Annotated in this window: 11 protein-coding genes and 2 tRNA genes; 3 read left to right on the top strand and 10 right to left on the bottom strand. The window is 70.2% G+C overall.

The window, feature by feature from the left end:
* Both M3Q23_10695 and M3Q23_10690 read right to left on the bottom strand, forming a co-directional pair.
* Positions 1-117, bottom strand: a 117-nt coding sequence (locus tag M3Q23_10695) for a GTP-binding protein (protein ID MDP9342534.1), incomplete at its 3' end; no start/stop codon positions are given.
* 43 nt (positions 118-160) lie between these two features.
* Positions 161-232: transfer RNA gene (locus tag M3Q23_10690), tRNA-Met, on the bottom strand.
* Between the two features lie 200 nt (positions 233-432).
* Between M3Q23_10690 and M3Q23_10685 the strand changes: the two genes are divergently transcribed.
* The gene (locus tag M3Q23_10685; protein ID MDP9342533.1) at positions 433-1,800 is read left to right on the top strand and encodes a tryptophan 7-halogenase; all 1,368 of its coding nucleotides are present in this window, start codon (positions 433-435) and stop codon (positions 1,798-1,800) included.
* A gap of 57 nt (positions 1,801-1,857) precedes the next feature.
* On the opposite strand, the gene M3Q23_10680 is transcribed toward M3Q23_10685, so the two are convergent.
* Positions 1,858-2,583, bottom strand: coding sequence for a polysaccharide deacetylase family protein (locus M3Q23_10680; protein MDP9342532.1), 726 nt, complete (start codon positions 2,581-2,583; stop codon positions 1,858-1,860).
* Positions 2,584-2,641: 58 nt separating this feature from the next.
* Between M3Q23_10680 and M3Q23_10675 the strand changes: the two genes are divergently transcribed.
* Positions 2,642-3,625, top strand: coding sequence for a glycosyltransferase family 2 protein (locus M3Q23_10675; GenBank protein MDP9342531.1), 984 nt, complete (start codon positions 2,642-2,644; stop codon positions 3,623-3,625).
* On the top strand, positions 3,622-4,272 hold the full coding sequence (locus M3Q23_10670) for a nodulation S family protein (GenBank protein MDP9342530.1): 651 nt from the start codon (positions 3,622-3,624) through the stop codon (positions 4,270-4,272). Before M3Q23_10675 ends, M3Q23_10670 begins: the two co-directional genes overlap by 4 nt.
* Here M3Q23_10670 and M3Q23_10665 read toward each other — a convergent pair.
* The 7 genes from M3Q23_10665 to M3Q23_10635 all read right to left on the bottom strand — a co-directional run.
* Positions 4,269-5,798, bottom strand: a complete 1,530-nt coding sequence (locus M3Q23_10665) for an oligosaccharide flippase family protein (GenBank protein MDP9342529.1) — start codon at positions 5,796-5,798, stop codon at positions 4,269-4,271. The two genes, M3Q23_10670 and M3Q23_10665, sit on opposite strands and share 4 nt — an antisense overlap.
* Positions 5,799-5,954: 156 nt before the next feature.
* A tRNA-Thr gene (locus tag M3Q23_10660) sits at positions 5,955-6,027 on the bottom strand.
* A 165-nt stretch (positions 6,028-6,192) separates the two neighbouring features.
* Positions 6,193-7,680, bottom strand: a complete 1,488-nt coding sequence (locus M3Q23_10655; protein MDP9342528.1) for a hypothetical protein — start codon at positions 7,678-7,680, stop codon at positions 6,193-6,195.
* Positions 7,677-8,609, bottom strand: coding sequence for a site-specific integrase (locus M3Q23_10650; protein MDP9342527.1), 933 nt, complete (start codon positions 8,607-8,609; stop codon positions 7,677-7,679). Before M3Q23_10650 ends, M3Q23_10655 begins: the two co-directional genes overlap by 4 nt.
* Positions 8,610-8,872: 263 nt before the next feature.
* Positions 8,873-9,766: a hypothetical protein gene (locus M3Q23_10645; GenBank protein ID MDP9342526.1), complete on the bottom strand. Its 894-nt coding sequence runs from the start codon at positions 9,764-9,766 to the stop codon at positions 8,873-8,875.
* 2 nt (positions 9,767-9,768) lie between these two features.
* A complete protein-coding gene (locus M3Q23_10640) occupies positions 9,769-10,479 on the bottom strand; it encodes a PD-(D/E)XK nuclease family protein (GenBank protein ID MDP9342525.1) in 711 nt (236 codons plus the stop codon).
* On the bottom strand, positions 10,476-10,982 hold a 507-nt coding region (locus M3Q23_10635; GenBank protein ID MDP9342524.1), incomplete at its 5' end, for a hypothetical protein. The genes M3Q23_10640 and M3Q23_10635, both read right to left, overlap by 4 nt.

The raw sequence follows: 10,982 nt of genomic DNA, 5'->3' as shown, positions 1-10,982 counted from the left end.
CTTGTCCGCCAGCACCTTGGTGATGGCCGCGGTGAGGGTGGTCTTGCCGTGGTCGATGTGCCCGATCGTGCCGATGTTCACGTGGGGCTTGGTCCGCTCGAACTTCTTCTTCGACATGTCCTCTCCTCTTTGTCCGGGGACGAGCCCCGGTTCTCCAGGGTAGCGGGGGGCGGATTCGAACCGCCGACACAGCGATTATGAGCCGCTTGCTCTGCCACTGAGCTACCCCGCCGGACAACGCGGCCGTGTGGCGTCTCGCAGAGGCGGGAAACCGCCCGCTCAGTCTACCGATCGGCGCCGGTGCCTGGCACGCCCCCCCGCCACGTCGCGCGCCGGCCCCGAACGCCCCATCCGGCTCCCTCCATTTGTATGACTTTGCATTCATGAATCCGGCGTCTTGACTGCCCTCCGAGCTGCCGGTAAGGTCGGCAGATGGGCTCCAAGCCTGATTTCGAGGTGGGGATCATCGGCGGGGGCCCCGCCGGGTCCAGCATGGCCGCCTACCTGGCCAGGGCGGGGATCGACTGCGTGGTCTTCGAGCGCATGATCTTCCCCCGCTGGCACGTGGGCGAGTCCCTGGTCCCTTCCTCCACCCGCGTCTTCCGCGAGCTCGGGTTCCTGGACAAGATGGAGGCGAGCGGGTTCCCCAGGAAGTACGGCGCGGCCTGGACCTCGGCCGCCACCAAGCGCCAGTACTACACGCACAACTGGGAGGGGCTGGAGCCCAGCAGCTCGGTGGCGTTCCAGTTCAAGGAACGGGAGCAGGAAGGAGTCGACCAGATCTACACGTGGCACGTCGACCGGGGCCAGTTCGACAACATGCTCCTGCACCACGCCAACGAGCTCGGCGCGCACGTGTACGAGGGCGTCTCGGTGAAGCATGCCGACTTCTCCGACCCCGACGTGGTCCGGTTGACCTACGGCATGGGAAACCGGGACGCCGAGACCACCGTCCGGATGCTGGTCGACGCGACCGGCCGCAAGACGCTCATCGGCAACCAGATGAAGTGGCGGATCAAGGACGACGTGTTCAACCAGTACGCCATCCACTCCTGGTTCGGTGGGTACGACCGGATGAACCTCGCCGCGGACGCCGAGATGCGGAACTACATCTTCATCCACTTCCTCCCCGTGACCAACACCTGGGTGTGGCAGATCCCGATCAGCGAGGAGCTCACCAGCGTGGGCGTGGTGACCCAGAAGAAGAACTTCGCGGCGAGCAAGGACTCTCGGGAGAAGTTCTTCTGGGACACGCTGGGCAGCCGGCCGGAGCTCCAGTCCGGCCTGCGGGCGTCCGAGCAGATTCGGCCCCTGCGCGACGAGGGCGACTACAGCTACGCGATGAAGCAGATCGCGGGCGACCGCCTGCTCCTGATCGGCGACGCGGCCCGGTTCGTGGACCCCATCTTCTCCACCGGGGTCAGCATCGCCCTGAACAGCGCCCGGTTCGCCAGCTGGGACCTCATCCCGGCGCTCGAGAGCGGGAACCTGTCCCGGGAGAGCTTCCGGGAGTTCGAGGCCACCATGGGTCGGGGCGTGAAGAACTGGTACAACTTCATCAGCGTCTACTACCGCCTGAACGTCCTGTTCACGGCCTTCGTCCGGGATCCTCGATACCGCCTCGACGTGCTGAAGCTCCTCCAGGGCGACGTGTACGACGAGACGGAGCCCGAGGTCCTCACGTTGATGCGCGAGAAGGTCGCCGCGGTCGAGCGCAACGAGAACCACCCGTGGCACAAGCTGCTGGGCGACCTCACCGCGGATGCATTCGTGAAGGCCGCGTTCCAAACCGCCTCGTAGGCTCCGGAAACCTTCGTTCTCCCCGCGGCGACCGACCCGGGGCGCAGTGCGTTTCCCTCAGCCAAGGGGTCGGCGCCGACGGATCCCGACGAGCTTTCCGGCGAGCCGCACCGCGCCGTGCCGGGGCGGGGCGGGGAGGCGCGGAGCCGCGTGCGGCACCCAGGGCCCCGGCTGCCACCCGAAGGCCAGCTCGTACCCGGCACCGGCGGCGGCGCGCGCCTCCCGTTCCCCGAACAGGCCGAAGGGGTAGGCCAGGGTCCGGCACGGACGGCCGGTCATCTCCTCAACGGCCGCTTTCGACGCCGCGAGGTTGTCTCGAAGGGCCCCGTCGTCGAGCTCACGGAGGTCCTCGTGTGCCATGGCGTGCGAGCCGAGCTCCATCCCCTCGCGCGCCAGGGCCCGGACCTCCGCGCCGCCCAGGAGCCGCCCGTGCTCACCGGGCACGTCGGGATGCTGCCCGCCCAGCCAGCCCGGACACAGATAGAACGTGGCCGGGACGCCCAGTCGCTTCAGCAGGGGAAGTGCGTCCGTGATCCAGTCCCGGAACCCGTCGTCGAAGGTCAGGACGGCGGTGCCGGGCGGGGGGCCGCCCGGGCCCGAGGCGTCCAGGGCCTGCTCCGCCGACACGAACCGATAGCCCAGGCGCCGGAGCAGCCGGACGTGCGACGCCAGGTGCGAAGGCGATGTGATCATCTGGTTGGGGTCCTCTGCGTCTGCGTCGGCCTCGGCGTCGGCGAGGTCGCCCACGCCGTGGTACACAAGGACGACGGGACGTCTCAGCACCTCGACGGCTCGCTCATGGACCCAGCCATGGTGCCGATACACCGGCGTGACTTCAAGGATGGATGGTTCGAACACCCACCTCAGCGTCTCCGCGGTCATCCTGACCATGGGCGATCGGGCCGACATGCTGCGCTCGGTCCTGGAACGCCTGAGCGCGGAGCCGGTGCACGAGGTGCTGGTGGTCGACAACGGGCCGGACGGCGCCACCGCCACTCAGACCGAGGGCCGGGAAGGGGTCCGGCTGCTCCGGCCGGGAGGCAACACGGGCATCGCCGGCCGGAACCTGGCGGCCCGGGAGGCCACCGGCGACCTCCTGCTCATGCTGGACGACGACTCGTACCCGCTCCCGGGGGCCGTGGACCGGCTCGCTCGGGCCTTCGGAGAGAACCCGCGCCTGGGGGCGGCCGGCGGCCTGGTCCGAGACGTCGACGGAGCGGGCCGGGTGACCGAGGTCGACGGGGTGGGGTCCTTCGACTGGTTCGTCCGGGCGGGGCGCACGGAGCCGATCGGGCCGGAGGGGCTTTCCGCCGACTTCTTCGCCGAGGGCGGCTGCATGGTCCGGCGCAGCGCGTACCTGGAGGTGGGCGGGTTCTTCGAGCCGTACTTCTTCACGTGCTCCGAGATGGACCTGTCCACCCGTCTGGTGGCCGCAAGGTGGGACGTCCGGTACTTCCCGGAGGCCGCGTTCGACCACCTCAAGCCGGCCGGGCACGGCGCGGGGTCGCGGCTGGCCCTCCAGTACCGCATCCGGAACAACGTCTGGTACTTCTGGCTCCGGTTCCCGCCCTCGGTGGCGGCCCGCCGGATCCCGGCCTACCTGGCGTACGACCTGATGGAGAGCGTGTACCGGGGGATGCCGGGAGCGTGGGTCAAGGGGGTCCGCGAGGCGTGGGTGCGGCGGGACTCGGTGCGGCCCTACCGTGACCCTGTCCCGAAGGCGCTGATCCCCCGGGTGGAGATCAACCGGGGCCGGCTGCACCTGCGGTTGCTGGTGGACGGCCTCCGCAAGCGCGTGGCGCGGTCGCGGAGCGACGATCGATGAGCGCGATCCGACAGTTCCTGGACCGGGGACGGGGGCTGGACCCCCGGTGGCTGCTTCACGCGGCCCGGGGCCATCCCCCGTCGTCGGGGCCCGAGGACTGGGACGACTACTACCGCGGCGTCGACCCGTACGGCTACGAGACGAGCCCCTACGAGCGTCGCCGGTACGGCCTGATGCTGGCGGCCCTGGGCGAGCGCCGATTCTCCAGCGGGCTCGAGCTCGGATGCTCGGTGGGGGTCTTCACCGAGATGCTGGCTCCTCGATGCGATCGGCTGGTGGCGCTCGACATCTCCGCGGCCGCCGTGACCCGGGCCCGCGAGCGGCTCGCCGGGCACCCCCAGGTGCGCGTGGAGCGGGCGACGCTACCGGAGGAGTTCTCGGAAGGCTCGTTCGATCTGGTGGTCTGCGCGGACGTCGCGGAGTACTGGGACCGCCCCACGTGGCGCACGCTGCTCGGTCGGATCGAGGCCTCGCTGCTGCCCGGGGGATCCCTTCTGGGAAGCTTCTGGCGTCCCTTCACGCCCACGCACCGGATGTCGGGTGACGGGGCAGCCCGGCTGGTGCGGCGGGCCACGGGGCTGAAGCGGGTCCGATCACTCGTCGAGAGCAAGCACCGCATCGAGCGGTTCGACAAGGGATCCGGCTAGGACGGAGCTGATCCGGAGCCGGGCGTGGGCTCCGGCGTCCGGGTGCGGCGACTCCGGGCGGGCAGGAACGAAGCGACGACGGCGAGGTGCTCGGGGGACCACCACCGGGCCAGGGGATACCAGGCCGCGAAGTACACCGCGACCCCCAGTGGGATCTCCACGGCCGGGCCCGCTCGGAGCACCACCAGCACGGCGGCCATCGCCCCCGCCGCCACGGCGGGGGCGGCCAGGCCTCGGCCCAGCCGCGGCATCCCCACGTCCGGAGCCACCACGGCCAGCACCACGATGGTCTGGACCAGGTACGAGATGGTGGTCGCCGCCGCCGCCCCGGAGCTGGAGAAGGCCGGGATCAGCAGGAGGTTGGCGGCCACGTTCACCACCAGCGCGAGCAGCGAGGTCGCCACGACCTGCCATCGCCGCTCCCGGGCCAGCAGCGCATAGGAGCCGAGGTACGCCGCCGCGAACAGGAGCGGGGCGGGGGCGAGCCACCTCGCCGCGCCGGCGCCCTGGACAGCGAAGGCGTTCCCGTACAGCAGGCGGAGCACCGGGCCGGCCTCCACCAACAGACCCACCCCGAACGGGATGTACAGCAGGCCCACCGCGGCCAGGCCCTGTTCCACCCCCCGGCGAACCCGCCACGTCTCCGTGGACGTGGAGGCGCTCATCACCGGGAACACGGCCTTGGCCACCGCCCACGACACGAACAGGACCGTCTCCAGCAGCCGGTACGCGGCCGCGTAGATGCCCACGGCGGCGTCGCCCTTCAGCGCCCCCAGGATGACCTGGTCGATACGGAACAGCGCCAGCGAGACCACCGTGTCCAGGCCGATGGCGAACGACATCCGGGCCGTTGCCCCCAGCCCCTTCCGGTTCACCGACCGGAAGTCCAGGGAGACCCCCAGCCGCCGGACGCTCACCAGCACGCCGAGGCCACCCACCACCGAGCCCACCAGGTACGAGATCGCCAGGCCCACCAGCCCGAACCCCAGGGCCAGCGCGGCGATGGCCAGGCCAGCCATCACGAACCGCTCGATCGTGAGCGAGATGTTGCTCCAGACCTGCTTCTGGAGGGCGGCCGCCGCCGCGAGGCCCGCGTCCGTGTAGGTGTCGAACGCCGTGGCCAGCAGGATCAGCAGGAACACGGTGGCCGACGTGGCGTCGTGGCGCGTCACCAGCGCGGCGATGGCCGCCGCGCCGAACACCGGCACGGCGATGGCCGTTCGCCACACCAGGGTCTCCGACAGGAAGCGCGACAGGGACCTGGGCTCCCGGCTCCCTCGCTGAAGGAGCAGCGGATCGAATCCCCACTCTGGGAGGGTCCCCAACAGCAGGCACAGGGACATGGCGTAGGCGAACGTGCCGAACTGCCGCTCGCCCAGGACCCGGACCGCGGCGATGGTGTAGGCCAGGCTGGCCACCTTGCCCGCGAGCTGGGCCGCGCCGACGGCAGCGGCGTTTCGGGCCGCCCGCCGGGTGACGGGGCCGGGCCCGCTGGCCTGGGCGGCCGCCAGCGCCTCGGTCTCCATCACCGGGCGCCCTTCGCTGGGCTCGGTCGGTTCACTGCGTCCATATCGGCCGGCCACAGCGGCAACTCCAGCCTGGAGGCCCGCCCGGCGTCAAGAGACCTCCGGCGTCGACCGAACACGGGGACATGGGATGCGGCTGAGCCGTCTCCCGGATCGAGCTGGAGGTGGGAATCGAACCCACGACCCCCGCCTTACCATGGCGGTGCTCTGCCGACTGAGCTACTCCAGCGGGACAGGACGGGAACCCAGCCAACAATCCTCCAGACATCCCGTCCTAGATGTCCCTGGAGTGTAGCGGAGCTAGATGAGCCCCGAACCCTGGCGGATCAGGCGGGGAGAGCGGAGAGAAGGCGCGCTGAATCAGCCGGGCGGGGGCTGGTGGAGGCAGCGGCCGCTACGCCGCCACCCGGGGGCCGGCTCGCGCTCGGCAGCGGGCCAGCGTGACCGCGTTCACCATCCTGGCCCAGCCCAGGAGCAGGGCGAGCAGGCGGCGCCACCCCTTGGCCGGGGCGCGTCCGTTCACCGGGGCCAGCGCGCGCTCGATCATCGCGTTGACGGACTCCGCGTCGGGTCGGAGGACGTGCAGCCGGCGGAAGTCCTCGGATCCCTCCGGGATGGCCCGGAGGTTCTCCGACCGGTTGATGCGACGCCTGGTGTCGTCCTCGTTCTGGAACAGCCGGATGACGATCACCTTGCCGCCGTACTCCGCCGGGAGCTTGAAGTACCCGTAGAACCGGAACCCCTTCTTGTCCTGGTGACGCTGGATCCGGGTGCATACCAGGTGCTCGTAGTGGGGCTCGCCGGACTCGGTGATGTCCTTGATGGAGAGCCACCCGTCGTGGGCGGCGAGGTGCAAGACCTCCACGGTGCCGTCGGGCATTGTGACCTCGACGTCGTCGAGGTCTTCGGTCCTCGGGACGTAGGTGCCGGCCTGCCGACCCTTCTTGCCATCGGGGTTCTCCTGCGCGTGCACCCCGACCACGGCCACCAGCCCGACCTCCGTCATGATCACGGTGATGTGTGCACCGCGCAGGATCATGTCCCACACTACGGCCTGGGCGCCCGGCGCGTAGGGCTTGATCCGCCGGAGCATGGTCAAGGCAGCCTTCGCCTCGTCGTGGTCCTTGGCCACGTGCTCGAACCCCAGGATGAAGTGTCCCTCCGCCCGGCGGGTGCTGAGCACCGCGAACTTGATCCCCCACACTAGGTCACCGCCGCCCTCCGCGTACCACCAGGCATCTGGATCGAACCGGACGGGTCTGACCTCCCCGGTCTTCCGGTTCACCCGGGTGGTCCCGGGCTTCGACTTGTACTGGGCGTCGATGACCTTGCCGTCGCCGTAGACGGTGCGCTCCACCGTGGGGTGGGTGGACGATCCGCCCCCCGCCGGATCGAAGTTGCCGGCCTCGATGGCCTGTTGCGTGGACACCTTGGCGTGGCGCTGGAGTCGGCGCTCCATGGTCTCGTCGCTGTTGGCCAGGTAGCGGTCGAGGTAGTACTCGAACGTCTGCCGGGCCGGAGGATCGTGCGGGAGCTCCGGCAGCTCCGGCCAATGCCGACGGAGCTTCTTGCGGATGGTTCTCCACACGCCCCCCCGGCCCAGTTCGCGCATCAGCTTCGTTGTCGATGCCGAACCGATAACCCAAAGAAGCTCTTCCAGCAGGGTCCACGTGAACTCCGGGTAGGTCCTGGGGGCACCGACAGTGCCCTGGCGTTTCGGCGGTATGACCTCCGCCGCGGGCAACCAAGCCCCTTCCCGCACCACCGCGTCCAGCACCTCGCTCGTGGAGGCGGTGCCGTCCTTGATGGGGACAGCCGAAGGCGTGCGTCCGAGGAACCGGGGACCGGATTCCCTGTACAGGCGGGCCCGGACGGCTCTCACGTTGCATCCTCGCGCCATTGGAACCCGATGATCGCTGCGGCCTGGTCAAGGCTCCGGACGCCGAGCATCCGGGCCACGGCGTCGATGGTCGCGCCGTCCGCCATGGCCTTGGCCCCGGCCCAGGCCGGGATGGACAGGGGGCTCACATCGGGGCCGAACAGGCCGGCCTCCCGCAACGTCGAGCCGATGACCATGCTGGCCGTGGTTCGTCCCGACTCCGGAGCGTCCCACCGCCCTTCCCCCATCAGGATCGGATCCGGGCCCTCGGCCTCGGTGACAGACCGAACCCGTCGGCGAAGTTGGACCACGCCCCAAGGTGTGAGGCGGACCGTGCGGGGCTCGCTCACGGTCCCGCCGTGGATGCTCACGGTCCCGGCCTCGAGGTCCAGATCGGAGAGCCGGAGGTGGGAGATCTCCGGGGTCCGGGCGCCGGCCTCGGCGAGCGCCCAGCACACCGCACGCCTGGTCTCCCCGGGGCGGACGGCGTGAGAGCGAGCCCGCTCCACCTCGGCGTCGGTGAGGGGTCGGGTAGAGACTCGACCTTCGGGTGTGTGCTTGATGTCGAGGGTCGGGTCCGAGGTGGCCAGGTGGAGCTCCCGAGCCACCCGGTACAGCAGGCGAAGGGAGGACAGCCGGGACAGCCGCTCCGAAGGGCTCGCCGGCGCCCCCGAGGCCCGGCGGGACTCGATGAACCCCTTGGCCACCTCCGGGGTCACCTGGTCCAGGTGGCGCATCCCGTGGGCCCCGGCGAATGAGGCGAAGCTCAGGATCCTGACGGTTCGCCCCCGGAGCGTGCCGAGCTGCATCGTGGTGGTGCCGGCGAGGCTCGCCAGGACGGCCTGCACGGCCGCCGTCAACCCGGTGTGGGGACCGGCGGCATCCCCGGTGTCGTTCGACACCCCAAAGTTGGGGTCGGGCCGGCGGGTCATGGCCGAGCCCCTCCCCGAACGGGAGAACCCGGCACAGGGCCCCTGAGCTGGTGTTTTCCGAGATCTGATGCGGTTGGGTGGTGCACAAGCGGTGTGAACATGTCTGTTCCTCCACCGCTTGGCGCGACATGGACCACGCCTTTGCACTACGGACGGGGAAAATTTCTCGAGGACTTCCGGGCCCCGACCGATGTCCCCCGGGAACGGCAGTGCAGGCGGGATGGTTCGCTCAGCCTTCTCCGAGGGGGATCCCCCGTGGCGCCTCACCGGAGGACCTCCCAGTCGATCTCAGTACCGATCACGGCAACGGTCCGGTCCAGGCTCCGGATCCCCAGGAGACGGGCGACCTGCTCGACGGACTGGCCGGCGTCGTAGGCGGCCCTCCCCCTCCAGGCCATCACCGAGAGGGGGCGGACATCGGGGGCCTTCAGCCCGGCGGCTCGGAGGACCTCGATCACTGCCATGGAGGCGGACGCCCTGGGCACACCTCGGGACCGGAGGGGAAGGAGGGGATCTTCGTCACCGCGCCGTCCCTTCCCGAGCCGCCGCCGGATCTGGATCAGGCCCCACTCCGTGAACGAGACTGTGCGGGGAGTGCAGCGGGCGGATCCGGGAAGGCGCACGAGGCCGGCGCCCACATCGACGTCTCCCACCAGCAGCCGGCCGATCTCGGGGGTCCGGGCGGTGGCCTCGGCCAGGGCCCACGCCACCGGGTGCCGCAGGTCCGCCGGGTGGAACAAGGAGCGGGACCGGCAGAGCTCGACCTCGGCGTTGGTGAGGGGCCGAGGGCCCGTGGGGTGCCGGGGAGGAAGCTCGAGGGCGCCGGCCGGGTTCGAGGAGCACAAACCGAGCGCCCGCCCCGTCCTGAACAGGTACCGGCACACGGTGCGCCGGTTGTGCAAGAGCGAGAGGCTGGGTTTGGCCCCGTCGGTCCGGCGGGAGCCCACGAACGCCCTCACCTCGGCCTCGCCGATCATGGAGACCTCCGTGATCCCGAGGCCCCGCTCCATGAACAGGGTGAAGCGGCCCATGACGTCCGCGAACTCGGCGATGGTGGAGGCCGCAAGCTCACCGGTCGACGCGGCATGGGCCAGCACGGCCTGGACCATCGCCCCGGGTGACTCGCACCCGCCGAAGCCGCTGGGCTCAGAGGCCATGGCTAGTGCTCGTACAGGCCGGTCAGCAGGACGAGCGAGCCGGCCGCGAGGTAGGAGCAGAAGGAGCAGCCGGGGGCGGCGTCGGGAGGCTCCGGCCGCTCCAGCAGGAACAGGACCTGGGAGAGGAAGGCCATGAAGGCGTCGTCGTCCCGGGGAACCTCCAGGAAGTGAGACTCAGCGCGGTAGGCCACGCCGTCCTCCAGCCCCACCATGGAGATGGGTTCGATGCAGAGCAGCCCAAGCGTGCTGACTGGGTGGAGCCTGAGCGTCCCGGCGGCGGGGTTCTCGGCCGCCAACGCGTAGCAGTGAAGCTGGCGCCCGTAGAAAGGGACGTGCTCGTCCCTCGGCTCGGCGGTCTTGAAGTCGACGATGGCAAAGGAGCCGTCGTCGAAGGAGAGCGCCGTGTCGATCCGGCCGGCGAGAACCACCGGGATGCGGTGCCCGGGCACCTCCAGGGGCCCGGAACGGACCCACCGGTCCCCGAACGCCACCCGCCCGGGACGAAGGCCCTCGGCCATCTCCTCGGTCCGCTTCCCGAAGAAGTAGTCCTTCGTCTGGTGATCCAGACGCGTGAAGATCTTGGGGAATGGGGCAGAAGGTCGCTTCAGCACCCCCTTGACCTTCAGCCAGAAGCACCTCGGGCACTCCGCCCACAGGAACGTCAGGTCGGAGGGGGCGAGCCTCGGAACGCCGGCCAGTTCCGGGGTGGTCATCCGGCACCCCCCTTCGCCAGCGGGGGAATGAGGGGAATCGAGAGCCCATGATGCTTGCGCGCTGCGCCGAGCAGATCCCGGGCAGTCGGGCCGTCAAGGCCAGCGAGTTCTACGACCTTTAGGGCGAGATCCTCGTCCACCCAGCCGATGTGGTCGCCGACATCGAGGGTCGACGTCCAGCAGAGCCTGTTGCCCCAGAGCCACCCCTGGCGTTTGAGGCCGACGGCCCCGGGATCGGGGATGGCCATCCTAGGTGCGCCGTTGCGGTAGCGAGGGTTCGTGGTGAGGCCCATGACCCTCCACTGCGAGCCTCTGGGCTCAACGAGGACCACGGGTCTGGTCTTGCCGGTGGCAGACGGGTTCTCCAGGCCGTTGACGATGGTGGCCCACACCAGTTCGCCAGGTTCGAGGGCGGCGGGCTGCCGGGAGCCGCCGCTCTGGGAGTACCAGCGTACGATCGCCATGTCGGGACCTCCTCTGTAGGTTCCGGCCAGGCCCCGGGG

The organism is Actinomycetota bacterium (genome assembly GCA_030774015.1).
GTDB lineage: Bacteria > Actinomycetota > UBA4738 > UBA4738 > JACQTL01 > JALYLZ01.
The sequence above is the reverse complement of the archived record's forward strand: the minus strand, read 5'-3'. Positions and strand labels throughout refer to the sequence as shown.

What these genes read in the sequence shown, in the direction of transcription:
- M3Q23_10640 (MDP9342525.1), bottom strand. Translation starts at nt 10,479, where the DNA reads ATGACCACCCCGGAACTGGCCGGCGTTCCGAGGCTCGCCCCCTCCGAC.
- M3Q23_10665 (MDP9342529.1), bottom strand. Translation starts at nt 5,798, where the DNA reads ATGGAGACCGAGGCGCTGGCGGCCGCCCAGGCCAGCGGGCCCGGCCCC.
- M3Q23_10670 (MDP9342530.1), top strand. Translation starts at nt 3,622, where the DNA reads ATGAGCGCGATCCGACAGTTCCTGGACCGGGGACGGGGGCTGGACCCC.
- M3Q23_10675 (MDP9342531.1), top strand. Translation starts at nt 2,642, where the DNA reads ATGGATGGTTCGAACACCCACCTCAGCGTCTCCGCGGTCATCCTGACC.
- M3Q23_10685 (MDP9342533.1), top strand. Translation starts at nt 433, where the DNA reads ATGGGCTCCAAGCCTGATTTCGAGGTGGGGATCATCGGCGGGGGCCCC.
- M3Q23_10645 (MDP9342526.1), bottom strand. Translation starts at nt 9,766, where the DNA reads ATGGCCTCTGAGCCCAGCGGCTTCGGCGGGTGCGAGTCACCCGGGGCG.
- M3Q23_10650 (MDP9342527.1), bottom strand. Translation starts at nt 8,609, where the DNA reads ATGACCCGCCGGCCCGACCCCAACTTTGGGGTGTCGAACGACACCGGG.